The following is a 26,545-nucleotide window of genomic DNA, read 5'->3' as shown; positions in this document are numbered from 1 at the left end:
GGCGGCTCCTCCCCCGCTTCCGTCAGGACGTCACGGGAGAGGTCTGGCGCCAGAACGAGAGGATCTCCGCGGCTGTCGGCGCCGGCATCTCGAGCGGAGGGAGGTGCCCGGCGTTCGCGATCTCGACGGTCCGGACGTGCGGGAGCCCCGCAGCGGTCGCGGCGGCCCGCGCCAGGGTCCACATCGGATCGCGGTCTCCCGCGACCAGCAGAACCGGTGCGGAGATCCGGTGGAGCCGTTCGGTGAGATCCGGCCGGTGGAGCATCATCGCGCGCATCACGCGCTGCATCCCGGTTCGGTCGTTCGCACGGAACGTGTCGCGGACCATGGCGACGGAATGTGCATCCGCGTCCGGACCGAGGAGGGCGGCGACGACCGCGCCGGTGAGCGGACGAGGGCCGACGGCGCGGTAGGCCGCGGTCAGCAGGGCGATCCGGCGCCGCTCGGCCGGCGGTAGCGGCGTCGGCGGGGCGCCGATCGTCACCAGGCTTCGCGCCGGATACCGGGAGGCGTACGCGTAGCCGACGTGCCCGCCCCACGCGTTGCCGACCCAGTCGACGTCCTGCCCGACGCCGAGGGTGCCGAGAACGAGCGCGGCCGCGTCGGCGCAGTCGTCGAACGTGAACCGGTCGGGTGGCAGGCCGCCCCGCCCGTGCCCGGGGCCGTCGACCAGCACGAGTGTGCGATGGGCTGCCAAGGTGGCGCGGACGCGGTCCCACTGGCGTGAATCCACGAACAGGCTGTGCCACAGCACCGCAGCCGGCCCGGCGCCGACGACCTCGACATGCACGGTGCCGATGCCCGTGTCGACCTGCACGTCTCCTCCAGATACTCCGGAATCCGATGCTTCGGATTCCGGAGTATTGTGCTCGATCGTGGGATCGTCAACCCGGCCACTGCCGACCGACCGCCTGGCGGTGGGACAGCTCCTCGTCCGCCTCCTCCAGCGCTTCCGCCGGGAGGTCCTCGCGGTGGCGGCCGAGAACGGTGTCACCGATATGCGGGACGCGCACCTGCACATCTTCGGGAATGTCGGCGTGGACGGCGTCCGCCTCACGACGCTGGCGCGCCGGGCACAGCTGAGCCTCGCAGCCTGTGCCGAACTGGTCGACGACCTCCAGCGCAAGGGCTACCTCGAGCGTCGCCGTGACCCTGCCGACGGACGCGCCAAGCTGATCTTCCCCACCGTCCGCGGGCGGGAGGTCCTCACACTGGCCGGGAAGAGGGTCGCCGAGATCGAGACGGCGTGGGGTGACCACGTCGGCCCCGCGGAGTTCGACAATGCGATGCGCATTCTGGATCGGCTGGTCAGCGCCCTCGACGAGGAACAGGGCGGGCGGGACGCATAAACCGTTCCGACGTGGTCCGCGGACGCAGGCGAAGAGCACCCGTTCCGTGACGCGTCAGGGCGCGGTCCAGCGATAGACCTTGGCCGTCGCAGTCCGTACGTCGCAGTTGTGGCTGTGCTGTCAGTCAGGCCATCACCGCGGTGCGGCCACGCGGTACGACGCCGTCCTGGGTTCGGTGCAGGTACTAATGCCCGCTCGGTAGCCGGAACTCGACCGGGCCTGTCAGCGCGTGCAACTCGGATTTTTCCCCGTCAAGGCTGACGACGCACGGGGCGGGCATCTCGCCTCCGCCGAGCGTGCCTCCGATCTCGACCCAACCGACGACGAGCATCCGTTTACCCTCGGGTGTCACGCATTCCAGTGGATAGCCCTGCACCTGCATGATCGATTCGCCTCCCTGTTGTCGATCTCGCCGGCGATCGGTTCGTCACCCGGCTCGGCATGTCAGGCACGAACCGGTCGCCGGCCGTCACGCGGCCCTGCTGAGTGCGGGCGCGGGTACAGCGAAACACCGAGGATAGGTCCGTCCGCCACGTCCCGCAGACCATGTGGTCCACGGCGGATCACGCTCAACAGTTCCCGCAGGCGTGGACACCGCCGCCGCGTGCCCGGGCCGCCGCTGCGCCGTTGTCCACGCCGTCGAACAATGTTGCGGCCCGCAAAGCCGTGGCTGAGGCCCAGCGCCCGGTGCTGAGCAACCGCAGGGCAAGGATCCCGGGAACGTGGTGGCGACGAACGCCACTGCCACCGGGTTGAGCATCGATCCACCGACGGCCCGCCGGGCACGCGCCGCGATCAGCCAGTCGATGCTCGGCGCCAGGCCGCACAGCAATGAACCGAGCCCGAACGCGGCGAGTCCGACCTAGGGGATTCGCCGTCGGCCGATCCGATCGGCGATGGAACCGGCCAGCACCAGGAAGCCGGCCGGCACCAGCGTGTACGCGTCGACCGTCCACTGCAGGCCGGACACCGAGGCGCGCAGATCGTGACGGATCACCGGCAGCGCGACGTTGACGATGGAGATGTCCATGACCACGACGAGCACGCTGGCGCAACAGATCGCGAGAACCAGGAATCGTCGGCGTCGGCTGAGCTCGGTGGCTGTGGTCTGGCCGGCTCGCCGCAGGCGACGCCGAGCGGCCATGGGCGCCCAACCGCCGAGCGGGTGCGCGCCGAACGACCTCTGGCTGAAGGACCGCTCGACGCCTGCCAGGCTGCCCGCACGCGCCGCGTCGAGATCCTCAGCCTGCCCTGACCCGCGGGTCGGCGGAGCGGAGCCGGGCGTTCTCGGCACGCAGTTGCTCCAGCTCCGCCACCAGCGGAGCCATGACGTCCTGCAGTTCCTCGGCGGTGTATCGGGGCGTGATGTGCTGCGGGCAGTTCCAGTCGAATGCCGCGAGCGTCACCACCACGATCCGCTCCACGACCGCGCGGTAACCAGGCACGGTCACCCGCGCCGCGAGCTCGGGGTCGGCGTCGGCATCGATGATCTGCGCGGTCCCGAGCAGCTTGATACGCAGTTGCCGGGCGTGGTCCATGGCGATGATCGCCACCCGCGCCTCCCCTGCCGGATCGAGGTTGCCGGTGCTCACGTACTGGCGGTTGCCTCGGAAGTCAGCCCAGGCGATGGTGCGCTCGTCGAGCACCTGCAGGAACCCGGGCGGCCCTCCACGGAACTGCACGTACGGCCAGCCCGTCTCGCCGACCGTGGCGAGGTGGAACCCGTCGCGAGTCTGAAGGAACTCCACCTCGTCGGGCCCGAGCCGGTCGCGCGGATCGGCGGCGGTGAGCAGGCGGTCCGCCCTGCCGCCGTATCGAGCCTGCGCAGCGCGGACGGCCCGAGTGAACAGCAACTCGGCGAACCTGAGGGCCATGATCGCTCCCTTATAACCACCAAATATATATTCAGAGGTTAGGAAGAGCGGCCTCGCCTGTCAAGAGGTTGCGTAGCGGGCGGAGGTGTTCTCCAGCACGAACTCGCGGAGCCGGCGGGCCTGCTCGTCGTGCCGGGCGTAGCGACTGATGCCCTCGAAGTGCTCGCCCGCCATGCCGTCCTCGATCGGACCGGTGACGAGGGCCAGCAGCCTGGCCTTCGCCGCCACGGCCGAGCGGACGGAGTCCGGCGAGTTCGCCACGATCCGCGAAGGAGGACTCGGGACGCGGACGGAGCTCGACCTCAGGCTGCGTGTAGAAGGGTCCGCCGCCTGCGATGACCCTGGTTTCGAGCGCGCGAAGGATCATCGCGGCGGCCTCGTCGAAGCGGTCGCGTGACTCCCCCATGTCCACGCGGAGAGGCACGTACTGCTTGCGGGAGAGGCCGCGACCGATTCCGAACAGCGCGACCCTCGGACAGGGCGTCGAGCATGATCATCTTCTCGGTGGCCCGCAGTGCGTCGTGCCGCATTCGCTGAACCATTACTTGCAGCATCACGACACTGACGCGTCAACATAGACGCAAAAGAGACGATCCGTGGACGTGGGCGGCTCCCCAGACGCAGACGTAAGGAGCCGCCCATCGTCCTGTCGGGACGGCTGGATTCGAACCCGACCATCTGTGCGCAGTAATCGGCGCACCCCACCCGAAGCGCACGTAGTCGATGTGACCGGCTCTGCCGTGGGTCGCCGGGCTGGGCTAGCGCTGCCGGCGGTAGCGCACGGTTCGGTTGTTCAGCGGTTGCAGCTTGCGTGCGTTGCCTTTGGGGAAGAGTTTCTCGAAGCCGTTGACGCTGGCGTCGGTGACGGCGTGGTGCCGGCGCAGGATCAGCCACGAGACGCCTTCGGTGTAGGGCGCGGTGGTCAGTGAGCCGTCGTAGCGGAATGTGGACAGGTCGCCGGGCAGTGATTTCTCGAGGTTGACGGCGATATCGCGGTCGTTGCCGCACTCCTGGGGAAGGGTGTGCAGTACCGCGTCCTGGGGGGTGCCGCCGCGTCCGCCGTGGGTGAGGAAGAGCGCGATGACGAGGGTCTGGCCATGTGGTCCACGGTGGACGTAGTGCTGTTCGAGGGAGTAGTGGTGGCCATCCAGTACGTGCTCGGAGCGGGTGTGGAAGTGGAATTGCAGCAACTCGTAGCGCACGCCGGCGATGCGTACAGCGGCGGTGCCCGCGGGGACGTCGGCTTGGATGGTTTCCTCGGGGCCGCGGATGGTGCAGCCGGCGGGGTTGTCCATGTCGTGCCGGACGTAGTGGACGTGCAGGTCGACGTGGTCGGGGTAGTCGATGACGAGTTCGGGGAGCTCGGGGTCATCCACAGCGGATCGGGACCGGATGGCGATCGGGCTCTGGTGGGACGGGGCGGCGATCGCCGATGTGGACGTCGCCACCACCGTCGCCGCGGCCACGATGGGCACACCGATCAAGAACGACCGTCGGGAGTGGATCACGTTTTTTCCTCCAGCTTTCGAAGCACGCCCGGGTTCGCCTCCGAGCGATGCCTTTCCGATTTCGCGACGCGGATGACGGTGGCGGTGTGCTCCGCGAACAGGGTGCAAGCGGTCCATGTCCGTCAGGTATCGCAGCGTGAGTACGCCCATGGCCTCGGCGAACCGGGCCACGGCCGTGGGAGCGGTGCTCACGTGAAGACGGCAGTCCGATCCGACGGTCGGACAGCGAATCGAGCCACGTGCGTCGCGTCGCCGACGCGGACGCAGTGGGAGATGCCAGAGCGCCTACGGATGGACCGCAGGGGCGATATCAGCGGTGGTCGTGCTCGGTCTCAGATTGGCGCGTAGCACGTCCTTCTGTCGAGGCAGTCGCCGTATCCGGTCAATCTTCATCGATGTCATCCGCGCACCCACACCTCGGTCACAGGGAGGTGGAACTCCTCATCGTCCGCCGCTCCGCCGGGACGGGTCGGCACTGCAGGGCCACAACGCGCCCGGATCACGCTGCTCCTATTCGTTGCCGTGATCTCGGGTGTTCAGCCCTATTGTCGACCGTTGCCCCTTTCACCGTCCTCGCCCGGCACGAGACCCTTCCAGGATACGTGGCGATCACGTCTACTGTAAGCCGATTTCCGGTTGATCATCGATTGATTCCGACCGCGCGCCGATTGACCGGATCATCACTGACGGGCACCCGACCACGGCGGGCAGCGCCACTTTCAGGACAAGACGCGAGTTCTCCACACGGAGTACATACTCGGATCAGCTGACATTTCGATTTTATCCCCGGAAACCAGGCGAGCGTCGCCCGAGCCGCAGGCAGTGCGCACACGCGGCGATCAGAATCGCGGTATCAGATGGGAACGATGCGACACACCGGGCGAATTCGCCGCAATTCGAACATGCAGTATCGAGAGGGAGGTCGGTGCGCTCGGCGAGGATTCGAACACGACGGCAACCAGGTCTCCCGGCCGTGGTGTCGAGGGCGACCACGGTGGGCGCCATTCAAAAAACTCATATTCAAAGGCGTTGATAACCGGTCGTTTCCGTGTTTCAGTCACCGTCGTGGATTCGAGAATGGAATCGACCGCCGACGACGCTGCGGTCCCCGGGCGTGTCGAGACATCGACGCTTCCGTTCGGTGACCACTGGACGTGGGTGCGGATGTTTCATCCCGCAGAGCCGAATGACGACCGCCTTCCGGTCGTGGTCCTGCACGGCGGCCCCGGCATGGCGCACAACTACACGCTCGCCATAGGAGCCCTCGGGCACGACGGGCGCCGCGTGGTGCACTACGACCAGCTCGGCTGCGGCAACAGCAGCCACCTGCCCGACGCGCCGGCGCAGTTCTGGACCGTCGAGCTGTTCGTCGACGAGCTTCGCAACCTCGTGGAGCGGCTAGGGCTCCTCGACGGGTTCCACCTGCTCGGACACTCGTGGGGCGCGATGCTCGCACCGGAGTACGTGCTGAGGCACCCCGACGGGGTGCGGAGCATGACCCTGGCCAACGGGTTGGCATCGATGCCGCTGTTCGCGCAGGGCATCAATGAGCTGCTGCGTGCGATGCCGCGTGAGACCCAGGAGCTCATCGCCGAGCAGGAGCGGGCCGGCACGACGGACAGTGCCGAATACCTCTCCGTGGTGGATCAGTTCTACCGACAGCACATCTGCCGGCTGGATCCGTGGCCCCAGGACCTGCAGGACAGCTTCGCGAATGTGGAGAACGACCCGACCGTCTACGGCACCATGTTCGGACCCAGCGAGTTCACGATCACCGGCACGCTCGTCGGCTGGTCCATCGTCGACCGTCTCGACGGCGTGGGCGCCCCGACCCTCGTGCTGAGCGGGGAGCACGACGAGGCACGCCCCCAGGCGTGGGCACCGTTCGTGGAGCGCATCAGGGACGTTCGCCACCACGAGTTCGCCGGCGCGAGCCACATCCCGCACCTCGAGACGCCGGCGGAGTTCACCCGCGTCGTGGGCGCGTTCCTCCGCCGGCATGACTGAGCCCGGCCACCCCGGCCCGGGCCCCGGAGCCACCGGCTCCGCGCAGCAACCCGGCGCGCCCACGCTGGAGGAGTTCGGCTACCGGCAGGAGCTGCGCCGGACGATGTCGCTGGCCGACGTGGTCGTCTACGGGCTGATCTACATGGTGCCGATCGCGCCGCTTGCGGTGTTCGGGCTCATCTTCAATTCCTCCGCGGGCATGGTGGGGCTGGTCTTCGTGGTCGCCGCGGTCGCGATGATGTTCAGCGGCCTGTCCTACCGCGAGATGGCGCTGCACTATCCCATTGCCGGGTCGGTCTACTCCTATGTGCGGCTGGGGCTCAACAGCTTCGTGGGATTTCTCGCCGGCTGGGCGATCCTCCTGGACTACCTGCTGTTGCCGGCGTTGGCGTCGGTGTTCTCGGCCGCCGCAATGGTCAGTCTGTGGTCCGCGGTGCCCGCCTGGGCCTGGATCATCGTCTTCGTGGTGCTCGCGGCCGGCATCAACCTCGGCGGGATGGCCGTCACCGCGACGATGAACAAGGTGTTCCTCCTCATCCAGCTCGTCGTGCTCGCCATCTTCGTGGTCTGGGTGCTGTCCGACCTCGTCCAACTACGGGCCCACCTGGTGCTGTGGCCGTTTTTCGACCCGGACCGGTTCTCGTGGAGCATCGTGTTCGGCGCCATCCCGATCGCCGCATTCACCTTCATCGGATTCGACGCGATCTCGACGCTGAACGAGGAAGCCCGCGGCGGGGGCCGCGCCGTGGCGAAGGCGACCATGATCGTGCTGGTGGCTGTGACGATTCTGTTCGTGCTGCAGGTGTATCTGGCCGCGATCTACGTCCCGCAGGGCACCACCTTCCCCGACGGGGACGCCACCAGCAGCGCCTTCTACGACCTCGCCGGCCGGGTCGTCGGGGGCTGGTTCAAGGTGCTGGTCACGCTCACCTCGGCCCTGATCGCGATCTTCGCCAACTCGATCGCCTCACAGGCGACGTCGTCCCGGCTGGTGTTCAGCATGGCCCGCGACCGGCAACTTCCCCGGTTCCTGTCGACGGTGAGCGCGAACGGAGTGCCGCGCAACGCGATGCTGTTCATCGCCCTGCTGTCGCTGGTGATCGGAATCGCCGGCACCCAGGAGGAAGAAGTACTGACGACGCTGGTGACCTTCGGCGCGCTGACCGCCTACATCCTGCTGCACATCGCGGTACTCGTGCACTTCGGCGTCCGCGGCCGCAGCCGCAAGGTGCTCGTCCACTGGATCTCCCCGGTCATCGGCACCGCGGTGCTGCTCTACGCACTCTGGAGCGCCGACACGAATGCCAAGGTCGTCGGCGTCGGCTGGCTGATCATCGGCATTCTGATCGCCGTCTACTTCCGCTTCAGCGGACGACTCGTGGTCGAGCGTTGACAATGCTCGTGGATCAGTGCGGCGGTCGAGGAGACATGCGCTGAGCGGTCGGCGGCGGGTAGATGGATTTGATCTCGGCACCCCCATCGGTCGAGCGCTGAATCTTTTCCTCGATGCAGCGGCCCATGTGCCGAGCAAACACACCGTAGCCAGCACCATTCGGGGTGGAAAGAATTTATCGAGATATTGTCGTCGATGAATGCGGAACGTAGCTGTCGATCAGCCGAGCCGAGCGAAGTCGATGACGGCCTCGAAGTCGACGTCGCGCAGCGTGCCGTATCCAGGTCCCCAACCGGTCCCCAGCCGTGAGGTGACGAACGCGTCGGCTACGACCGTGGGCGCGTGCTGGACGAGTAGCGCCGCCTGCACCGCGAGCGCAATTCGGGTCACCACATAGCGGGTGGTGTCCTCGGGCGCCATCACGAGTTCCTCGATCTCGGCGAGGACGTCGGCCAGCAACGGGTACTCGGCCGCGACAGGGCGGATGTCGTCGAGCACCGGCTCGATCGCCTTCGGCTCGCGGGTGAGGACGCGTCCGACGTCCATCACCATCATGTTCGAGGTGCCCTCCCAGATCGCGTTCAGCGGTGCCTCCCGGTAGTAGCGGGGGCAGGGGTGCTCCTCGATGTAGGCGTTACCGCCGATGGACTGGATGACCTCCTCGGTCACGCTCGATACGCGCCGGCAGTTCCAGAACTTCGCCACCGGGGTCAGCAGACGGCTGACCAGCTTCTCGGACACGTCGTCCTGGTGGTCCTCGGCGCGGGCCACGCGGAACCCGAGGTGAGCGGCCCCGGCCCATTCCAGCGCGAGGTCGGCCAGCACGGGCGCCTGGATCGGCAGCTGCGACAGCGGGGCGCCGAACGCGAAGCGATTGTCGTTGTAGTGCAGGCACTGCGACAGAGCCGCCCGCATCAGACCGGCGGAGCCGACGGCGAAGTCCAGCCGCGTGTACTCGGCCGAGGACAGGATCGTCCGCACACCCCTGCCCTCCTCGCCGACGAGGACGGCGAGGGCATCGCGGTACTCGATCTCCGAGGAGGCGTTCGCCTTGTTGCCCAGCTTGTCCTTGAGCCGGTTGATCGTGATCCCGTTGAGACTGCCGTCGGGACGTCGGCGCGGAACCAGAAGGCAGGACACCCCGCCTTCGGTCTGGGCGACGGTCAGGTACGCATCCGACATCGGCACCGACGCGAACCACTTGTGGCCGTTGACCAGGTAAATCTCACCCGGGCCGCGGCGGGCGAGCGGGCGCGCGACGGTGACGTTGGCCCGCAGATCGGAGCCGCCGTGTTTCTCGGTCATGAAGTAGCCGATCGTGCCGGCGGACTTCTGCTGGATCGGCACGTCCGCCGGGTCGTAGCCCTCCGTCGCGATCGCCTCGGCCCACGGCGCCAGCTCGGGCTGGCTACGCAGGACCGGGATCGATGCGTACGCCATGCCGATCGGGCAGGCGGTCGAGCCGTCGATCTGGTTCCACAGGTAGGACAGCACAGCGCGGGCCGAGTGCGCACCTGGCTGATTCGCGGTCCACGCCAGCGAGTGCACGCCGGAGCCGAAGCCCAGCGACATCAGCTCGTGGTAGGCGGGGTGGAACTCGACGTCGTAGACCTCGTCGCCGAGCCGGTCCAGGGTCCGTAACTCAGGGACGTACCGCTGCGCGTCGCGTGCCGCTTTGAGAACCCGGAGATCCCATACCCGCGAGCCGAGGCTCACGGCTCGCGCCCAGGCCCAAGGGGCGTACTGCCGGACGAGCTCGGAGGCGAGCTTGTCGTGGGTGAAGGCGTTCACGTCGTTCAGATCCGGAACCAGGTTGTCCGGGATCGGGCGCTGCCGGGTGAAGTCGGCGGGGTCGGTCGCAGCGTTCTCACTGGTGATGGTCATGTTGCCTCCACGTGATCACTCACCGCGGTGAGCGATGGATCGGTTCTGACGGTCGGTCCGAGGTTGGCGTGGGACGCAGGCGGCGCAGCGGTGGCGTCCGGGTCGAACTCGCAGGGGTCCTGGCACGTCGCCGGTCAGACGTAGGCGCCTGGCGTGTGTGTGCTGTCGGGGAAGTCCGCGCTGCGGGAGACGGGTTCCCAGGCCCGGATCTCGGCCAGCATCGCCTCGAGCTTCCCGGTGACCTGCTCGAACCCGAGGTTTCCCAGCACGAGACGGTGTGGCGGGTTGCCGCCCACCACAGCCTGGACGACGGCCTGGGCGGCCCGTCGAGGGTCACCGGGCTGCCTGCCGTTCATGGCGACGAGCGCGTCACGCAGTACACCCACGGTGCCGGCGTAGTCCTCGATCACCGGGATGGCGGAATCCGAATAGCCGGCGCTGTCGGACCTGGTGCGGAACGCTCCGGGCTCGACCACCAGAACCTTGATCCCCAGCGGCTCCACCTCCTGACGCAGCGACTCCGAGAGCCCCTCGACGGCGAACTTGGCCGCGTTGTAGTAGCCCACTCCCGGAAAAGCGCGCAGGCCACCGACCGACGAGATGTTCACGATGCAACCGCTGCGACGGGCTCGCATCCCGGGCAGAACCGCGCGGATGACCCTGACCGTCCCGAAGAAGTTGGCCTCGAACGTCGCCCTGATCTCCGCCTCGTCCGTGTCCTCAACAGCTCCGTGCGAGCCGCCTCCGGCGTTGTTGACCACCACGTCGACCGCACCGAACCGGCCGTGAGCGGCAGCGACCGCGTCGGTGACCTGGGCCGGATCGGTGACGTCGAGTGGCACGACCAGCGCCTGCTCTCCGTGATCCTGTGCCCACCCGCCGAGCTGCTCGACCCTCCGCGCCGTCAGCACCACCTGATCACCCTTCGCCAGGACCGCCTCGGCATACGCCCGGCCGAAGCCGGAGGTCCCTCCCGTGATCAACCAAGTCCTCATCGTCCGCTCTGTCCTCCTGCGTCGATCAGCCAACAACAAATCAAAATCATTTCCCGGAACCGTGTGAGAACTCCTCCAATGGTCAGCGTGGTTGCTGTCTGCCAGAGATCTCAGCCGCGCCGCAGGATGGGGCGGATGGCGTCGAGGACGCTCACGTCGTCGATGGTCGAGGGGGCCGGAGAATCCGCACCATCGGCGATTGCGCGCATGGTCTGGCGCAGGATCTTTCCGGAGCGGGTCTTGGGCAGTCCGGGCACGATCGCGATGTCTCTGAGGGCCGCGACGGCACCGATCTGCGTGCGGACCCGTTGGACCAGCTCTGCCGACAGGTCAGTCTCATCGGCGTCGACATCATCTTTGAGGACGACGAATCCGCGTGGGATCTGCCCCTTGATCGGGTCCGCCACCCCGATGACTGCGCACTCGGCGACGGCCGGATGCCCGGCGAGTGCCTCCTCCATCGCTCCCGTCGAGAGCCGATGGCCTGCGACGTTGATGACGTCGTCGATGCGGCCCATGACGAACACGTAGCCGTCCTTGTCGATGTGGCCCCCGTCCCCGGTGAGGTAGTAGCCGGTGTAGCGAGACAGGTAGGAGGAGACGAAGCGGTCGTCGTCGTTCCACAGCGTCGTCAGGGACCCGGGCGGCAGCGGGAGCTTCACCACGAGCGCGCCGTCGACTCCGGGTGCGACGGCGCGGCCGTCGGCGTCGAGTACACCGATGTCCCAACCGGGAACCGGAACGGTCGGGGACCCAGGCTTGATCGGCATGGGCTCGAGGCCCATCAGGTTCGCCGCGACAGGCCAGCCTGTCTCGGTCTGCCACCAGTGATCGACCACCGGGATCCCGAGCAGGTCCTGCGCCCAGCGCAGTGTCGCGGGGTCGAGCCGTTCGCCCCCGAGGAACAGGTACCTCATTCTGGAGATGTCGTGGTCGGCGAGGAACGCACCAGCCGGGTCTTCCTTCCTGATCACTCGCAGCGCGGACGGGGCCGTGAACATCGTTCGCACGCCGTGCTCGGCGACAACCCGCCAGAGCTGTCCGGGATCGGGAGTGCCCACGGGTTTGCCTTCGTAGAGCACGGTGGTCGCACCGACGAGCAGAGGCGCGTAGACGATGTAGGAGTGCCCGGCGACCCAGCCGACGTCGGAGGCGCTGAACATGACGTCCCTGGGGGCGACGTCGTAGACGTTGTTCATCGTCCAGCACAGAGCGACGGCGTGGCCGCCGTTGTCACGGACCACGCCCTTGGGCTTCCCGGTCGTTCCCGAGGTGTAGAGGATGTAGAGCGGGTCGGTGCTGGCCACGGGCACGCAGGCGGCGGGGGTGGCCGCCGCAATCGCGTCGGACCAGTCGACGTCCCGCTCCCCCATCTCGGCGACGGCCTGGGGACGCTGCAGGATCACACAGAAGTCCGGCTTGTGGTGGGCTTGCTCGACGGCTCGGTCGAGGAGCGGCTTGTACTCGATGATCCGCTTGCCTTCGATCCCGCACGAGGCTGCGACGACCACTTTCGGGGTCGCATCGTCGATTCTGATGGCCAGTTCGTTGGCGGCGAACCCGCCGAACACCACGGAATGCACGGCCCCGATCCGCGCACACGCGAGCATGGCGATCGCCGCCTCGGGAACCGTCGGCATGTAGATCACGACCCGATCGCCGCGGGTGACCCCGAGTCCGGTCAGGACGCCGGCGAACCGGGCGACGTCGTGCCGCAGGCGGACGTAGCTGTAGGTGGTCTTCGTCGCGGTGACAGGGCTGTCGTAGATCAACGCATCGCAGTCGCCGCGACCGGCCTCGATATGCCGGTCCAGCGCGTTGTAGCAGGTGTTGAGCTCGCCGTCAGGAAACCAGCGGTAGTGGGGCGGGTTCGACGAGTCGAGCACCCGGGTCGGAGCCCGATACCAGTCGATCTCTTCTGCGGCCGCGGTCCAGAATGCCTCCGGCCAATCGAGGCTTGCGCGGAACGTGGTGCGGTAGTTGATCACTTCTCTGCTCCGATCGTCGTCAACACATGACTCCGTCGCCGCGGGCACAGACGCCCACGCCCAGGTGGCGCGAGTTCGTCAAGGTCAGGCAGGGGCCGTGCGCCGGCGATACAAGCAATGCGAGTAGTGGATGAACCGACTGACCGCGATCAAGAACCGGCTCTCGGCCCGGCAGTGACGCACCTCGGCCACCGGGCTATCCGATGATCTGTTCCACCATCAGCACAGCACCGATCGCGACCATCGCGGCGCCGGAGATGCGGGAGACCGTTCGCGCCGCCCCGGGCCGCGCGCGAAGCACGAGCCGGGCACCCGTGCCCACTCCCGTGTAGACCACGGCACAACTGAGGGTGTGCACCAACCCCAGCAACACGATCTGCATCCCGAGCGACCAGCCGGCGGCCGGGTCCGTGAACTGTGGCAGCAATGCCACGAACAGCAACAACGCCTTGGGGTTCAGTCCGCTGATCCCTGCCCCTTTCACCGCCCGCCACACCCACAGATCAGGCGCGGACTCAGCAGCGGTCGCCGGACCTGACGGACGTGCGATTGCCGTGACACCCAGCCACATCAGGTACCCCGCACCCACCACTGTCAGCACCGTCAGCATCAGCGGTGAGCGGGCCACCAGTGCGGCGACCCCGGCCGCCACCACAACCGTCAGCACCACGTAGCCGGCGAGCAGCCCACCCACGGCGGGCAGCACCGTGCGGTCCCGTAGTCCGGCCCCGATCGCGTACGCCCAGTCGGCACCCGGTGTCAGCACCAGCAGGAACGACACTCCCCAGAACGCGACGACCGTCCCGACCGCCATGACGTGCATCTCCATCCACAGATCCCGATGACCTGAGGGAAAGACTAGGCACGAATGGCGAGAAGGTGCTTCCAATCTTGCACTGATGACGGCGTTCTCGGGGATAATCCACTGCGTGGACGACGTGGACCGGAAGATTCTTGCTGAGCTGCAGCAGGACGGGCGCCTCACCGTGACCGAGCTCGCCGAGCGCGTCCGGCTCAGCGTCTCGCCCTGCCACCGGCGTCTGCGCGCCCTGGAGCATTCGGGGGCGATTGCGAGCTACCGGGCACACCTGGACGCCCAAGCCCTCGGGTTCGGCTTCGAGGCTCTCGTGTTCGCCACCATGCGCGACGCCGACCGCAACACCGTCGACGCCTTCGAAAACGCCGTCGCCGCCATCCCCCACGTCGTGCAGGCCCAACGGCTCTTCGGCGACCCCGACTACCTCCTGCGCGTCGTCACCCGCGACCTGCACGCCTTCCAGCAGCTCTACGACGACCGCCTCGCCACGCTCCCCGGCGTTCAACGCCTCAGCTCGACCCTCGTCATGAAGAGCGTCGTGGACAACCGGCCGCTGCCTCTCTAGCGGGCCGTGGCGGCAGCCATACCGCCTCACGTCGGAGTCAATCGCCCACACCGGACGCGACCTCGCGTGCCGGATCACAGGGAGGTGGCGTTCTTCCCGGCGCGCCCCTTGTCGGACTTGTCGTAGAAGCTCCTGAGTCGGTCCGGGATCTTCTCGTTCCCCATCAGGGCGTAGCCGTACCAAGCCTCCACAGCCAGTTGCTCGTCGAGCGGTCGGCCGATGACGTCGAAGAGGGTCTCCTTGGCCGACTCGAGCGCGGTCTGGTCGTTGCGCAGGATGGTGGCCATCATCTCCTCGGCTGCGTCGAGAAGCCGGCCGTGCGGCACCACCTTCGACACGAGGTTCGCAGTGAGCGCGCGCTGTGCGTCGACCGGCTCGCCGGTGAGCAGCGTCTCGGAGGCGAATCCGACCCCGCAGGTGTTGACCAGGCGCACCACGCCGCCGTCGGCGTGGTGGAAGCCCCGGCGGACTTCGAAGGAACCGAACCTGGCGTTCTCCGACGCGATGCGGATGTCGGCCGCCAGTGCGGTCTCGAAACCTCCGGCGAGTGCCCACCCGTTCACCGCGGCGATGACCGGCTTGTAGATGCGGTGCATACCACGGGTGAGCCCGCCCAAGCCATCGCGGACTTTGCCGCGGGCGCCCATCGGATGCATGCCGGGAACGCCGAGCCATTGCGGGACGTGGGTCTTGAGGTCGGCACCGCCGCAGAAGGCCTCATCCCCGGCACCGGTGATGATCGCCGCCCGCAGGGTGGAGTCGTCGCGGAAGTCCGCCCATGTCTGTCGCAGCAGCTGGTGGGTCTCGAGGTCGATGGCGTTCATCACCTCCGGGCGGTTGAGCGTGATATGGGCAACCTCGCCGCGCTTTCGTACAGGACCTTGGACATGGATCACCTCGAGCGTCAGATAGCCGGAAGAACGGCCGAAGACCATTCCTCGAGAACGTTCTTTTGCACCTTTCCGGTGACGGTCATGGGAAACTCGTCCGCCGCGCCGAGTAGATGGACGTGTTTGGGGATCTTGACGTGCGCGATCTTGCCGGTGCCGTGCTCGCGGATCTGCTCCGCATCGACCACGGCGCCGGCCCGCGGTTGACCCAGGCCATGACCTCCTCGCCGTACAAGGCGTCAGCGATGTGAGCAGTGAATCTGGATTCACAATTCACCACAACGTGGCACGCGGCACGCTTGCCAACCGGCCACAGCCCGACACCCGCTGACTGCGGACCCGAGACTTCCGCAGCTCGACTCGTAGAGTGGCGGTGTCCCGGGCCGGCCAGGCCGCGGGCAGAGACGACAAAGCGCATGTCCGTGACGCGAGGGAGCCGCTGTCGTGCAGCCACAGCAGAGCGACGTCGCGGCGGCCCGACCCGCCCCACCCGAGAAGCTGACCGCCACCCAGGCCCGCCGCGTCGCAGCACGGGATTCGATCCTGAGGGCAGCCCGTGAGCTGATCGCCGAGGATGGTTTTGCCGGAGCCCAGGTCTCGCTGATCGCCGTCCGTGCCGGCGTGGGCGTCGGTTCGATCTACAAACACTTCCCGTCCCGGGCCGAACTGTTCGCCGAGATCTACCGCGACGTCGCTGCGCGAGAGTTCGCCCGCGTCAAGGCCGCAGTGGCGGAGACCGACGGCGGAGCCGGCGCGAGGATCGCCGCCGCGGTCGCTACGTTCTGCACCAGGGCGCTGCGGGGCGGCCGATTCGCCTACGCACTGCTCGTCGAGCACAGTGAGCCCGACGTCGACGAGCACCGCCTCGCTTTCCGGGAGGGTTACCGGACCTTGTTTCGGGAGGTACTCGACCAAGGAATCGACGACGGTGAGATTCCTGCCCAGGACACCGACACCGCCGCTGCTGCCCTGCTGGGGATCATGACCGAGACCCTCGTGCGCCCCCTGGCCGATCTCGACCAGAAGAGGGACTCACAGGCGCTGATCGAGCAGGTCGTCAACCTCTGCTCGGCCACGGTGCAAGCCCGCCCACCAGGCCGATCCGACACCTGACCAACCGCGGGCCTGCGCGACAGCAAACCCGCGAGCCGAATTCGTCGGCTTCGTTGCCACGTCGGCCGAACGCAGGCCCTGAGCGAGGCATGAGCAGTGGCGCAGCTATATGGACGACATCGGCGAGGCCGCGCCGGATCGTGAGCGATCGCTACCTGACCCATCCGGCATCAGCGTGTCGCGATTCCCCCCTCGTCCAGCAGTACGCGTAACGCTCGAAGGGCATGGTATGTCCGCGATTTCACGGTGCCGGAGGAGACGCCGAGCCGTCGGGCCGTTTCGGCGATCGACCGACACTGAAAGTATCGCTCCATCAAGACGTCGCGGTGCTTGGGCGTGAGTTCGTCGATCGCGTCGGTGAGCACCCGACGCTGCACGATGCGGTCGACGTCATCCACCACATGCGGGGCAGCCGCCACCTGCTCGCAATACGTGGTCACCGACAACTTGGTGCGCGCGCGCCAGACATCGATCAAGTGGTTACGGGTCGCGGCGAACAGCCACCTGCGCAGCGCATCCGATCTGGGTTCGAGATGACCCGCTCGTCGCCAGGCACGGACGAACACCTCCTGGAGGACGTCCTCGGCCAGAGCGCGGTCGCGGGTGAATCGATAAATGAATGCGTACAGTGCCGGAGCCGCCTGCTCGTACAGAGATCGAACGAAAACCTCGGAGTCGTGCTCGTCCACACAGCAAGACGCGCCGTTCGACTGCCCTTCATGACTACCCATAACGGTAGACGCTCCTCCAAACAAGGCTTCAACCACGACAAGGGCTTTCGAGAGGCGTTCCATGAAAATTCGACGTACGAGCGAGAACGATAATATTAGCGCGCCGCGTGGTGGAGATTCCCCGGCAACCCACAGCCTCCACAATTAGGCGAGCAGAAGAGTGGGGGCGTATCGCCGCGCGCCTCCCCCTCCCCCGCTCCGACGTGTTGTGCCAGATCGCCCCACGTTCGAAGATCCGCTACGGCAGGCGTGATCGTCCTTCTGACCGTCGAGTAAACCCAGTTGACCCTACAGAACTCCAGCGGAGGCGGCGTTTTCTACTCAGCGTTGAGGCATTCCCTGCTTCCGGGTCATGGGAGCGGATCCGGTGTGGGGGCGCTCCTGGCGCCAGCCGCCCGGCGTCATTCCGTACCGCCGCCGGAACGCCCGCTCGAACGTCCGGAGATCGAGAAACCCGACGGCTGCTGCGATGTCCGATATCCTCCGCCAGTTCTGCTTCCGGTCGGACAACATGGCCTGTGCTGCTTGCAGCCGTTCCTCGCGAAGGTACGCACCCGGCGTGGTCCCGATCCGCTCGAACAGGGTGTACGCGTGACTGACCGACACGTGGTGGCGCCGCGCCAGTTCCTCGACCCGCAACTCCGGGTCGGCCAGGTGTTCGCGAACGTGCCTGCGCATCATGTCGAGCAACACCTCCTCGGGGCCGTCCCCGCCCGGCACGGAGGGTGTGACGTCGCGCAGCGCCATCGCGAGCAGAGCGATCGCCGCGTGCCCGGCGTCCGCCCGTTGCCGGTCGGCGAGGTCGTCGGCCACGTCGAACAGGCGATCCAGGTAGGCGGACAGCATCAGCATCGCCGGGGCTGTGGCAGGCACGCTGCGTGCGCACGCCTCGGTGATCTCCGCCGTCCGGAGCGGGAGCAGCCGGCGCGGGAAACGCAGAGTCATGCTCCAGGTCTCGGTCGACGAGACGCGCTCGAAGCGGCTACGCGACTCGCACAGCACTCCCGTACCCGCCGGCTGCTCGGCGCAGCGGTCGTGCTGGCGGACGCGGCCCCGCCCGGCGCTGTATACACAGAAGAGCATCCGGTCGCATGTCGACGCCCTTGCTGCCATCCGGTCCGTCCGGAATGTCATCATCGGCTCAGCCCAGTGCGACCGAGAGAGCGTGAGAGCGCCTCCCAACTCCTGGACCGCCACACGCCCGCGGAAGCCGGGACCCGTCCGGGCGATCATCGGTAGGAAGAACTCACCGGCAACATCTTCCAACTCCTCACCGGAGAACTCGCGGATCTGCACGGCCCCGAGGCTAGTTCCGGGCCATCCGCCCAGGTAGGAGCGGTACGAGTGCTCTTACTACTACCATCTGCCACGGCCGGTGCCACCCGCACGGCTGTTGTCGTGACCAGCAGCGTCGGTCCACGGACGAGGGCTGTCCGGTTAGGCCCGCCGCGGGCGATCTGACCATTCCGACGTGCAACAAGGATCGCCCACGGTTGCTGCTGGCGGAGTTAGCCTCGTGTCGTGCAGATTTACGAGTACTCGGGTGAGGAGTATGAACACATCGCCGGCGAGTTCTCCATCCCGTTGATCGCCAGGACGGGCCCCGACTTCCGCGGGCGTTCGGCGGTCCAGAAGCTGGGCGGGGCTCTCACGCTCTATCGATCGCATTTCCGAGGGCCGATATCCGCGGTTCGGACCAACCGGATGGCGGCGAGGGCGTCGGCAGACAACGGGATGCTCTTCTGCCTGCAAGAGATGGTCTGCCATGGCTACATGCGCCAGCGCGGCCGTTCCGCCGAACTGGTGGCCGGCACCGGGATCCTGATCGAGGCGCGTAGTCCCTCCGAGCGGACCTCGCAATCCGAGGCTCGGTTGTTGACCTTGCATTTCTCCCGCGAGCTCCTTCCGCTCCGCACCACCGAGATCACCGATGCCTGTGCCCGCAGCGCGGACTCGGCGGCGCCGGCCACGCGGATGCTGTCCGGCTATCTCGGTCGGCTGCTCGATCTCGCCGACGACCTCACCGCCTCGCAGCGGCTGGACGCCGGACGGGCAGCGATCGAGCTGCTCACGATGGTGCTGCGGAACGTCGCCCCGTCGGTACCGGGCGGGGACGGTCCCGAGGATGTACTGCTCGACATGATGCGGACGCACGTTCGCGAACACCTCGCCGACCCGGAGTTGCGTGTCGAGGAGCTCGCGCGCCGGCACCACGTGTCGGTCAGGCATGCGTATCGCCTGTTCACGCGGGTAGGGACCACCCCCGCTGCATACCTTCGAGAGCAGCGCCTGCTCGCGGCGCAGGCGATGCTTTCCGACCCGCGACACGCCCGGCTCAGGCTGTCGCACATCGCGGCTGCCGTCGGGTTCCTCGACATCCGGACGTTCGAGCGGGCGTTCCGGCGGCAGTACGGGATGACGCCGTGCGGCTGGCGCCGTGAGCACTGCCCGTCCCGAGCTGCTCCGCGAACCTGAAACAGGAAACGCCTCAACTCTGAGCAGGAGATGCCGCCGCCGTTGCGGGGCTGCTGCGCTCAACTGGGGGGACCACCGATGGAAGGACGTTCATGTCCGCAATCGCGGATTTCTGATGATCTTCGAAGTCACCGCCGACGCCTACGGGCGCTACATGGGCCGCTTCTCCGAGCCGCTCGCGGGCCGATTCGCGGATTTGTTGCAGCTACGGCAGGGCCGGCACGCGCTGGACGTCGGCTGCGGACCAGGTGCACTCACCGCCGTGCTCACCGAACACCTGGGGGCCGGCGCCGTCGCCGCGGTCGACGTGTCCGAGTCGTTCGTGGCCGCAGTCCGCACGCGCCTGCCCGGGGTCGACGTCCGTCGCGCTGCCGCGGAGCACCTGCCGTTCGATGACGCCGAGTTCGACGTCGCAGCCGCGGAGCTCGTCGTGCATTTCATGACCGATGCCGTCGCAGGCCTGACCGAGATGGCCCGCGTCACGCGCCCGGGCGGGCTGGTCGCCGCCTGTGTCTGGGATTACGGAGGCGGCCGAGGCCCGCTGACCGCATTCTGGCGGGCGGCGCGCGACCTCGATCCGGATGTGGCCGACGAGTCCGATCGCGCCGGCACGCGCGTCGGCCAGCTCGCCGAGATGTTCGCCGCGGCGGGACTGCGGGACGTCCAGTCCTCGGAACTGGCCGTCACGGTGACCTACCCGACCTTCGAGGCGTGGTGGGAACCGCTGACGCTCGGCGTCGGCGCCACCGCCAAGTACATGGCCGGGCTCGACGACGCACGGCTGGCGGCGTTGCGGGCCCGCTGCGCCGCGCAGCTTCCGCCGTCGCCGTTCGAGATCACGGCCGTCGCGTGGTCGGCAGTGGGCGTGGCGGGCTGATCCCAGCGGCCGACTCGGACCGCCGTCACAGGAGTGGTGATGGAGAGTTCTGGCCGAAATACATCGCTCCGGCCCATTCCCACATTCGACTCTTGCCCAGTGTGTGCTGAGCGATGGTGTCCAGATCCCGCATCTGTCGCCCCAATGAGCATTCATCCTGTATTGCGACACTGCCGACCGTATCGACGAGCAACCGAACAGCAGTGCGGCATTCCGACACCGTGTGGACGAGAAGGCCGGCGAGGTGGGCCCGCTGCCTGATCGACGGCTCATCGCCGGCCACGATCACACTCCAGAAGGTGCTGACGGTGTCGTACACGTAGCTGCGCGCCGCGCCGACCATCGCCTGCGCCCGAGCGACAGCAGCCCGGACGCGCGGTGCATCCCTCGCAGGAATCATCTCCGGCACCAACACCTTGGCGTCGAGAATCGAGGTGGCCACGTCACAGGCGTCGAGCGCAGTGCCCAGAGGGACGCCGACGAAGTTGACCACTACCATTCCACGCCAGCTGTACAGCGGCCCGGACCGATAGCTTCGACCGTGGACCCAGGTGTTCTCCGCCGGTACGAACGTGTCGGTGATCGTGTAGTCGTGGCTCCCGCTTCCGGTCAGGCCCAACGGCCGCCAGGTATCCAACACATCCCACTGGGCTGCGGGCAACATTGCTATCCGCCTCTCCGGCGTGCCGTCGGCCAGTAGCCGAGGCGACCCGTTTTCCGTCACCCGCGCACCACCGACGATGACGTCCGCATGGGTCACCCCGCTGCCGAACGACCATCGACCTGACAGGCGGTATCCGCCGTCGCAGACCTCGAGGGTCCCGGCCGGGGTGAGCCACCCGGCAGTCACCGCATCCAGATCGGGGTAGAGCGACCGGGCGGCGGCTTGGTCGATGTTGGCGCTGTAATAGCCGCTGTCGGCGCCGATCTGCGCGCACCAGCCGGCCGAGGCATCAGCACGAGACAGGGTTTCGACGATTTCGATCTGTCGGCAGATGTCGACCTCGGGGCCGCCCCACGCGGCGGGCATGGCCATCCGAAACACCCCGGTTGACCGCAGTGCGTTCACAACCGGCTCCGTCAGGCGGCGAGCAGCTTCCACCTCGGCAGCGTGCTCCCGCAACAACGGGCCGATCCTGTCGGCGTTGGCGAGAATGGTCGCTCCGTCCAACGCCGACCCGCTGTCAACCTTCATCAGCACGATCCTTCATCCCGTCGAATGTCGTCTCCCAAGCCACGGCTGCCGGCGCCGGCGAGGTAGGGCATCGCTCCGGACAGGCAGCGCCTTCGAGCACGAATCCGCACGGAGCACGAGAATCCGCAGTGTCCTGGGGTGCCCCCAGTCGACCGCACCGGGCTAGGCGGGAGTAGGCGTTTTCTCGTCAGAGGTGCGGCATTCCCTGACCGAAGGTTGCAGAAGCGGATCCGGAATGGCAATGCTCACGGCGCCAGTCACCCGGCGACATCCCGTACTGCTGCCGGAACGCCCGCTCCAACGTCCTGCGGTCGAGGAACCCCACCGCAGCCGCGATGTCCGTCGTCCCGAGCCGCGAGTTCCGCGGGTCGGACAGCATCGCCCGCGCCGCAACCAGCCGTTGCTCCCGGAGGTACGCAGCGGGCGTGGTTCCGATCCGCTCGAACAGGGTGTACACGTGCCTGACCGACAGGTAGTGACGACGCGCCAGCTCCTCGACCCGCAAGTGCGGCTCGGCCAGGTGTTCGCGTACGTGCGTCTGCATCATGTCGAGCAACACCCCCTCCGGGCCGTCCCCGCCCGGCACCGTAGGTGTGACGTCCCGCAGCGTCATCGCGAGCAGATCGATCGCGGCCCGCCCGGCGTCCAGCCGCTGCGCCACGGTGAGTTCGTCGGCCATCTCGAACAGCCGGCCGAGGTAGCCGCACAGCAACCGCATGGCCGGCGCTGCAGGGTTCATGCTGCGCGCACAGACCTCGGTGATCTCGGCGGTACGGAGCGGGAGCAAGTCGCGACAGAACCGCAGGTTCATGCAACGGGTCTCGGTCTCCGAAACCCGGACGTAGGGCCGACGTGCTTCGATCAGAATGCCCGTTCCTACAGCCAACTCGACGAGGCGGTCGTGCTGGCGGACTCTGCCCCGGCCGGCCATGTATACGCAGAAGACCATCACGTCGTCAGCCGACGTCTTCGCCGCCATCTGGCCGGTACGGACCAGCGACGCGGGCGCCCGGAAATGCGATCGAGAAAGAGTCAGGGTCTTGCTCAGTTCGTGGACCGCCGACAGTCCGCTGAAGTCGGGACCGGTCCGGGCGATCATCGGTACCCAGATCTTCCCCGCGACGTCTTCGAACTCCTCACCGGAGTACTCGCGAATCTGCACGGCCCCGAGGCTAGCGCCGGCACCGTCCCAGGTCGGACGCATTCACCTGAGGAGTACGCCGCGCACTGGTGGTGAAACCACTACCGCCCGCAACCCTCGGGCAAGAAATGGCCGCGATAGGCGTAAGAGCTCCCTTGTCCGTCAATGGCCGGGGCGGCTGGATTGAGCGTTGTGGGCGGTTGTTCATGATGAGGGCACGGCGGACGCAGCGTGTGAGTTGCACTGCCAGCGCTCGAACAGGCTGTACGCGTGGCTAACCGAGATGTGGTGCCGCCGTGCCAACTCCTCGACCCGCAAGTGCGGCTCGGCCAGGTGTTCGCACACGTGAGTCCGCATCATGTCGAGCACTACCTTCTCGGGACCGTTCCCACCCGGCACTGAGGGTGCGACGTGCCGAAGCGCCATTGCGAGCATGGCGATCGCCGCCCGGCGTCCAGTCGCTGCGAGGCGGTGAGGTCGTCGGAGTCCTCGAACAGCCGATCGAGATAGGCAGACAGCATCTGCATGCCTGGCGCTGCCGGATCCATGCTGCGTGCACACGCTTCGGTGATCTCGGCGGTGCGCACGCGGGGAAGCGCAGGATCAGGCTCCGGTGCGCGGTCGGCGAAACCCGCTCGTAGCTACCACGCCTCGGCCAGAACTCCCGCACCGGCCGTCAGCTCGGCGAAGCGGTCGTGCTGGTGCACTCTGCCGTGCCCGGCCAGATGCACACGACCGCCACCTCCGCCAGCACAGCGTTCGAGCGGCGTTCCAGCAGCGGCACGGGATGACGCCGGGCTGCCGTCGCCGTGCGAACTGCCATTTCGGGCCCGCATCCGCATCCCTGAAGCAGGAAATGCCTCGATCCTTTGCAAGAAACGCCGCTCCGTCGGGGTTCTGGTGCAGTCAACTGAGGCGGCCCGGCGGTTCCTCCGGAAGAACGTCGATACCCGCGATCGCTGATTCCCCACATTCAAGGAAATCGATGCATTCCGCCTGATCTGGACCGTACAACCTGGCCGTCACGGACCGGTCGGCCGCATGACGGCCGACCAGCGTGAGCGGACTGGCGCTCGTCGCCGCCTCCCCGAGGCCGCGTTGCATGGTCAATTGCGACTGCGTGCCCGGTGCACGGAAAGGACCGAGTTGTGGTTCGTTACCGGAATGTCGTCTGGGACAGCGCACGCTGGGACGGCTTCGCGTTCCGCGACGACGACATCGTGATCAGCACACCGCCGAAGAGCGGCACTACCTGGTTGCAGATGATCTGTGCCCTGCTGGTGTTCGGAACACCGGAGTTCGACGGGGACCTGGGCGAGGTGTCCCCGTGGCTCGATTTGGTCATGCAGCCGCGGGAAGCGGTGGTGGCTGCCCTGGAAGCTCAGCGGCACCGGCGGTTCATCAAGACGCACACGCCGCTGACCGGGGTGCCGTTCGACCCCCGGGTGTCCTATCTGTGTGTCGCCCGCGACCCGCGCGACGTCGGCATCTCGTGGGGAAACCACCTGGCGAACATGGACCTGCAAGCGGTGCAGCGGGCACGGGACGCGGTCGATCTCACGACGGCGGACGACCTGTTGCCCGCCGTACCGCCGCCGGAGGCGACGTCCCGACGCGACCGGTTCCGGCACTGGATGCTGGACGCCACGCCGGTAGCGGACAGCGGTTCCAGCTTGCGCTTCACCCTGCATCACCTCGCCACGTTCTGGGACACGGCCGACGCGCCCAATGTGGTCTTGGTCCACTACGACGACCTCAAGGCCGATCTGCCCGGCGAGATGCGGCGGCTGGCTCAGCGGTTGGACATCACCGTGCCGGAGTCGGCCTGGCCGTCGCTGGAGCGGGCGGCCACATTCGACGACATGCGCGAGCACGCCGATCGACTCGTCCCGGACTCCGGCCTGGCCAAGCGGGACAAGAAGCAGTTCTTCCACTGCGGCGTGAGCGGGCAATGGGCGCAGGTGCTGGGAGACACCGATCTGCGGGACTACTCGGCGCGGGCGGCCGAGCTGGCCGGGCCCGATCTGCTGGGATGGGTCCACCACGTGCCGGTCACGGTCCCGCTATCCGAACCACCACGGGCGACGCCGCGCCGGGCGTGTCCGTAGGTCGCGGTGGTGCCTCTGTCAGACGGTCCGGCTCGGCAGAGGTGCGTTCTCTGCAGCACGGTCACCGGGCCGTCGAGCATGGTGGCGATGCTCACGCCGCCAGACCGCCGGTGTCGTTCCGCGCTGCCGCCGGAACGCCCGCTCGAACGTACTGAGGTCGCGGATCCCGACCGCGGCCCCGATGCTCGACATCCCGAGCCCGGCGTACCTCGGGTCGGACAGCATCGATCGCGCTGCGAGCAGCCGCTGTTCGCGAAGGTACGCACCCAGGCGTGGTACCGATCCGCTCGAACAGGTTGTAGGGGTGGACCGACACGTGGTGGCGCCGCGCCAGCTCCGCGACCCGCAGATCCGGGTCCGCCAGGTGCTCGCGGACGTGCGTCCGCATCATCTCCAGCAACACCTCATCAGGGCCGCCCCCGCCCGGCACGGAGGGTGTGACGTCTCGCAGCACCATCGCCGGCAGATCGATCGCGGCATGCCCGGCATCCAGCCGCTACCCCGCGGTGAGCTCATCCGCTACCTCGAACAGCCGACCGAGATAGCCGGCCAGCACCTGCATGGCAGGCGCTACGGGTCGACGGGGCGCGCACGCCTCGGTGATCTCGGCGGTACGTAGTGGGAGCAACTCGCGGGAGAAACGCAAGCTCTTACGCCGGGCCTCGGCCGACGAGGCCCACTCGAAGCGGGCTACGGACCTCGGCGAGCACCCCCGTACCCCGGCCAGCTCGGCGCAGCGGTCGTGCTGACGGACGCGGCACCGGCCGCCGATGTATATGCAGAAGATCATCAGGTTGTCGGCCGACGCTCTCGCTGCCATCCGGTCGGTCCCGAGCGCCGACATCTGCCCCGAATGCGACCGAGAGAGTGTCAGGGTTTCGCCCAGCCCCTGGATCGCCGCGCGCCCGCGGAAGGCGGGACCCGTCCGGATGATCGCCGGAAGGAAGAACTCACCGGCGACATCTTCCAACTCGTCACCGGAGTATTCGAGGACCTGCACGGCCCCGACGCCGACTCCGGCCCTCCCGCACAAAGGAGGTTCTCGTCATACCCGTGAGCCAGGGCCCAGGAGTCCGTCACATCTGGTCGAGATCGAGGTCGATGGCATGGTCGGCGCGCCCGAGCGCCGAGGCCAGTGAGCTGTCTGCTCCCGGCCCCGGCGGCGCGTCAGGGCGACGTGGTGGCAGTGACGACTGCGAGCGAGTTCATGTAGTCACGCCAATGGACGACCTTGCGGTTCTCGACTGTGCTGATCGACGCGAAGCGGATGTCGTAGGACTTCCTGGTCGCGGGCACCGTGCCGTGGATCTCGTATTCGAGCAGGAACTCGACGACCGCGGGTGGGAGCCGTCGACCCGACCCTCCAGACCCTTCTGGACGATCGTGAAGAACGGATCGAGCGTCGCGAACTCGGAGTAGTCGGCGTCGGACATGGATGCTCCTGTCACCCGGTCCCGCCGTCGAGCCGGCGACGGCGCGGGCGGGACCACCTCTACTCCGTGGCTCGACAGATCAGGCGGCCGAGTAGAGCGCGCTGAGGTCGTCGGCCGGGAGCGCTTCGTTGCCGTAGAGCTCCTGTACCCAGTTGGTCTGGTAGACGGTGTCGAGGTAGCGCTCGCCCATGTCGGGGGCGAG

The 26,545-nt window shown here is 67.5% G+C and carries 26 protein-coding genes and 2 pseudogenes; 8 read left to right on the top strand and 20 right to left on the bottom strand.

Features of this window, described 5'->3' with window-relative positions:
• Positions 1-22: 22 nt before the first annotated feature.
• Positions 23-817, bottom strand: coding sequence for an alpha/beta fold hydrolase (locus MMF94_RS40190; protein ID WP_241042746.1), 795 nt, complete (start codon positions 815-817; stop codon positions 23-25).
• A gap of 58 nt (positions 818-875) precedes the next feature.
• Between MMF94_RS40190 and MMF94_RS40185 the strand changes: the two genes are divergently transcribed.
• Positions 876-1,349 (top strand): MarR family winged helix-turn-helix transcriptional regulator, encoded by a 474-nt coding sequence (locus MMF94_RS40185; protein WP_241042745.1) that lies wholly within the window; start codon positions 876-878, stop codon positions 1,347-1,349.
• Positions 1,350-1,533: 184 nt separating this feature from the next.
• On the opposite strand, the gene MMF94_RS40180 is transcribed toward MMF94_RS40185, so the two are convergent.
• The 6 genes and pseudogenes from MMF94_RS40180 to MMF94_RS40160 form a co-directional block, all read right to left on the bottom strand.
• On the bottom strand, positions 1,534-1,731 hold the full coding sequence (locus MMF94_RS40180; protein WP_241042744.1) for a hypothetical protein: 198 nt from the start codon (positions 1,729-1,731) through the stop codon (positions 1,534-1,536).
• Between the two features lie 333 nt (positions 1,732-2,064).
• A pseudogene (locus MMF94_RS40175) lies at positions 2,065-2,493 on the bottom strand (MFS transporter); the annotation flags it as partial.
• A 97-nt stretch (positions 2,494-2,590) separates the two neighbouring features.
• Entirely contained in the window at positions 2,591-3,223 is a 633-nt protein-coding gene (locus MMF94_RS40170) for a pyridoxamine 5'-phosphate oxidase family protein (RefSeq protein ID WP_241042743.1), read from the bottom strand.
• A gap of 60 nt (positions 3,224-3,283) precedes the next feature.
• Positions 3,284-3,484, bottom strand: coding sequence for a hypothetical protein (locus tag MMF94_RS40165; RefSeq protein ID WP_241042742.1), 201 nt, complete (start codon positions 3,482-3,484; stop codon positions 3,284-3,286).
• 22 nt (positions 3,485-3,506) lie between these two features.
• Positions 3,507-3,677 (bottom strand): annotated as a pseudogene (locus MMF94_RS43925) (LLM class flavin-dependent oxidoreductase); the annotation flags it as partial.
• Between the two features lie 304 nt (positions 3,678-3,981).
• A complete protein-coding gene (locus MMF94_RS40160) occupies positions 3,982-4,731 on the bottom strand; it encodes a carbonic anhydrase family protein (RefSeq protein WP_241042741.1) in 750 nt (249 codons plus the stop codon).
• Between the two features lie 1,077 nt (positions 4,732-5,808).
• Here MMF94_RS40160 and MMF94_RS40155 point away from each other — a divergent pair.
• A complete protein-coding gene (locus tag MMF94_RS40155) occupies positions 5,809-6,738 on the top strand; it encodes a proline iminopeptidase-family hydrolase (RefSeq protein ID WP_241042740.1) in 930 nt (309 codons plus the stop codon).
• A complete protein-coding gene (locus MMF94_RS40150) occupies positions 6,731-8,131 on the top strand; it encodes an APC family permease (RefSeq protein ID WP_241042739.1) in 1,401 nt (466 codons plus the stop codon). Before MMF94_RS40155 ends, MMF94_RS40150 begins: the two co-directional genes overlap by 8 nt.
• Before the next feature lie 219 nt (positions 8,132-8,350).
• On the opposite strand, the gene MMF94_RS40145 is transcribed toward MMF94_RS40150, so the two are convergent.
• From MMF94_RS40145 to MMF94_RS40130, 4 genes are all read right to left on the bottom strand, one after another.
• Positions 8,351-10,015, bottom strand: coding sequence for an acyl-CoA dehydrogenase family protein (locus tag MMF94_RS40145; protein ID WP_241042738.1), 1,665 nt, complete (start codon positions 10,013-10,015; stop codon positions 8,351-8,353).
• Between the two features lie 134 nt (positions 10,016-10,149).
• Complete coding sequence (locus MMF94_RS40140) at positions 10,150-11,010, bottom strand: oxidoreductase (protein ID WP_241042737.1); 861 nt, start codon at positions 11,008-11,010, stop codon at positions 10,150-10,152.
• A 110-nt stretch (positions 11,011-11,120) separates the two neighbouring features.
• Positions 11,121-12,998, bottom strand: coding sequence for an AMP-binding protein (locus MMF94_RS40135; RefSeq protein WP_277398948.1), 1,878 nt, complete (start codon positions 12,996-12,998; stop codon positions 11,121-11,123).
• A gap of 196 nt (positions 12,999-13,194) precedes the next feature.
• On the bottom strand, positions 13,195-13,827 hold the full coding sequence (locus tag MMF94_RS40130; protein ID WP_241042736.1) for a LysE family translocator: 633 nt from the start codon (positions 13,825-13,827) through the stop codon (positions 13,195-13,197).
• A 100-nt stretch (positions 13,828-13,927) separates the two neighbouring features.
• On the opposite strand from MMF94_RS40130, the gene MMF94_RS40125 reads away from it, so the two are divergent.
• Positions 13,928-14,380, top strand: a complete 453-nt coding sequence (locus MMF94_RS40125; RefSeq protein WP_241042735.1) for an Lrp/AsnC family transcriptional regulator — start codon at positions 13,928-13,930, stop codon at positions 14,378-14,380.
• 74 nt (positions 14,381-14,454) lie between these two features.
• On the opposite strand, the gene MMF94_RS40120 is transcribed toward MMF94_RS40125, so the two are convergent.
• Positions 14,455-15,315 (bottom strand): enoyl-CoA hydratase/isomerase family protein, encoded by an 861-nt coding sequence (locus MMF94_RS40120; protein ID WP_277398947.1) that lies wholly within the window; start codon positions 15,313-15,315, stop codon positions 14,455-14,457.
• The gene (locus tag MMF94_RS40115) at positions 15,285-15,458 is read right to left on the bottom strand and encodes a hypothetical protein (RefSeq protein ID WP_338104430.1); all 174 of its coding nucleotides are present in this window, start codon (positions 15,456-15,458) and stop codon (positions 15,285-15,287) included. Before MMF94_RS40115 ends, MMF94_RS40120 begins: the two co-directional genes overlap by 31 nt.
• A gap of 256 nt (positions 15,459-15,714) precedes the next feature.
• Here MMF94_RS40115 and MMF94_RS40110 point away from each other — a divergent pair, with 256 nt between their 5' ends.
• Positions 15,715-16,383, top strand: a complete 669-nt coding sequence (locus tag MMF94_RS40110; protein ID WP_241042733.1) for a TetR/AcrR family transcriptional regulator — start codon at positions 15,715-15,717, stop codon at positions 16,381-16,383.
• Positions 16,384-16,553: 170 nt separating this feature from the next.
• Here the strand turns inward: MMF94_RS40110 and MMF94_RS40105 are convergent, their stop codons facing one another.
• Both MMF94_RS40105 and MMF94_RS40100 read right to left on the bottom strand, forming a co-directional pair.
• The gene (locus MMF94_RS40105; protein WP_241042732.1) at positions 16,554-17,072 is read right to left on the bottom strand and encodes a sigma-70 family RNA polymerase sigma factor; all 519 of its coding nucleotides are present in this window, start codon (positions 17,070-17,072) and stop codon (positions 16,554-16,556) included.
• 363 nt (positions 17,073-17,435) lie between these two features.
• Positions 17,436-18,410, bottom strand: coding sequence for a helix-turn-helix transcriptional regulator (locus tag MMF94_RS40100; RefSeq protein ID WP_241042731.1), 975 nt, complete (start codon positions 18,408-18,410; stop codon positions 17,436-17,438).
• Between the two features lie 225 nt (positions 18,411-18,635).
• Between MMF94_RS40100 and MMF94_RS40095 the strand changes: the two genes are divergently transcribed.
• Together MMF94_RS40095 and MMF94_RS40090 are read left to right on the top strand one after the other, a co-directional pair.
• Complete coding sequence (locus tag MMF94_RS40095) at positions 18,636-19,589, top strand: helix-turn-helix domain-containing protein (protein WP_241042730.1); 954 nt, start codon at positions 18,636-18,638, stop codon at positions 19,587-19,589.
• 115 nt (positions 19,590-19,704) lie between these two features.
• A complete protein-coding gene (locus MMF94_RS40090; RefSeq protein WP_241042729.1) occupies positions 19,705-20,466 on the top strand; it encodes a class I SAM-dependent methyltransferase in 762 nt (253 codons plus the stop codon).
• A gap of 25 nt (positions 20,467-20,491) precedes the next feature.
• Here MMF94_RS40090 and MMF94_RS40085 read toward each other — a convergent pair whose 3' ends face one another.
• On the bottom strand, positions 20,492-21,661 hold the full coding sequence (locus MMF94_RS40085; protein ID WP_241042728.1) for an acyl-CoA dehydrogenase family protein: 1,170 nt from the start codon (positions 21,659-21,661) through the stop codon (positions 20,492-20,494).
• 187 nt (positions 21,662-21,848) lie between these two features.
• Positions 21,849-22,823, bottom strand: coding sequence for a helix-turn-helix domain-containing protein (locus tag MMF94_RS40080; protein ID WP_241042727.1), 975 nt, complete (start codon positions 22,821-22,823; stop codon positions 21,849-21,851).
• Between the two features lie 1,127 nt (positions 22,824-23,950).
• Between MMF94_RS40080 and MMF94_RS40075 the strand changes: the two genes are divergently transcribed.
• Complete coding sequence (locus tag MMF94_RS40075) at positions 23,951-24,910, top strand: sulfotransferase domain-containing protein (protein WP_241042726.1); 960 nt, start codon at positions 23,951-23,953, stop codon at positions 24,908-24,910.
• An 18-nt stretch (positions 24,911-24,928) separates the two neighbouring features.
• Here MMF94_RS40075 and MMF94_RS43920 read toward each other — a convergent pair whose 3' ends face one another.
• The 3 genes from MMF94_RS43920 to MMF94_RS43510 form a co-directional block, all read right to left on the bottom strand.
• A complete protein-coding gene (locus tag MMF94_RS43920; RefSeq protein WP_420852507.1) occupies positions 24,929-25,180 on the bottom strand; it encodes a helix-turn-helix domain-containing protein in 252 nt (83 codons plus the stop codon).
• 226 nt (positions 25,181-25,406) lie between these two features.
• Positions 25,407-25,910: a hypothetical protein gene (locus MMF94_RS40070; protein ID WP_241042725.1), complete on the bottom strand. Its 504-nt coding sequence runs from the start codon at positions 25,908-25,910 to the stop codon at positions 25,407-25,409.
• Between the two features lie 167 nt (positions 25,911-26,077).
• On the bottom strand, positions 26,078-26,206 hold the full coding sequence (locus tag MMF94_RS43510; RefSeq protein WP_277398946.1) for a nuclear transport factor 2-like protein: 129 nt from the start codon (positions 26,204-26,206) through the stop codon (positions 26,078-26,080).
• Positions 26,207-26,545: the final 339 nt, after the last annotated feature.

Source organism: Pseudonocardia alaniniphila (assembly GCF_022524485.1).
GTDB lineage: Bacteria > Actinomycetota > Actinomycetes > Mycobacteriales > Pseudonocardiaceae > Pseudonocardia > Pseudonocardia alaniniphila.
This window is presented reverse-complemented; position numbering and strand designations above follow the sequence as displayed.

What these genes read in the sequence shown, in the direction of transcription:
- MMF94_RS40180 (WP_241042744.1), bottom strand. Translation starts at nt 1,731, where the DNA reads ATGCAGGTGCAGGGCTATCCACTGGAATGCGTGACACCCGAGGGTAAA.
- MMF94_RS40170 (WP_241042743.1), bottom strand. Translation starts at nt 3,223, where the DNA reads ATGGCCCTCAGGTTCGCCGAGTTGCTGTTCACTCGGGCCGTCCGCGCT.
- MMF94_RS40155 (WP_241042740.1), top strand. Translation starts at nt 5,809, where the DNA reads ATGGAATCGACCGCCGACGACGCTGCGGTCCCCGGGCGTGTCGAGACA.
- MMF94_RS40150 (WP_241042739.1), top strand. Translation starts at nt 6,731, where the DNA reads ATGACTGAGCCCGGCCACCCCGGCCCGGGCCCCGGAGCCACCGGCTCC.
- MMF94_RS40145 (WP_241042738.1), bottom strand. Translation starts at nt 10,015, where the DNA reads ATGACCATCACCAGTGAGAACGCTGCGACCGACCCCGCCGACTTCACC.
- MMF94_RS40140 (WP_241042737.1), bottom strand. Translation starts at nt 11,010, where the DNA reads ATGAGGACTTGGTTGATCACGGGAGGGACCTCCGGCTTCGGCCGGGCG.
- MMF94_RS40130 (WP_241042736.1), bottom strand. Translation starts at nt 13,827, where the DNA reads ATGGAGATGCACGTCATGGCGGTCGGGACGGTCGTCGCGTTCTGGGGA.
- MMF94_RS40120 (WP_277398947.1), bottom strand. Translation starts at nt 15,315, where the DNA reads ATGGTCTTCGGCCGTTCTTCCGGCTATCTGACGCTCGAGGTGATCCAT.
- MMF94_RS40090 (WP_241042729.1), top strand. Translation starts at nt 19,705, where the DNA reads ATGATCTTCGAAGTCACCGCCGACGCCTACGGGCGCTACATGGGCCGC.
- MMF94_RS40085 (WP_241042728.1), bottom strand. Translation starts at nt 21,661, where the DNA reads ATGAAGGTTGACAGCGGGTCGGCGTTGGACGGAGCGACCATTCTCGCC.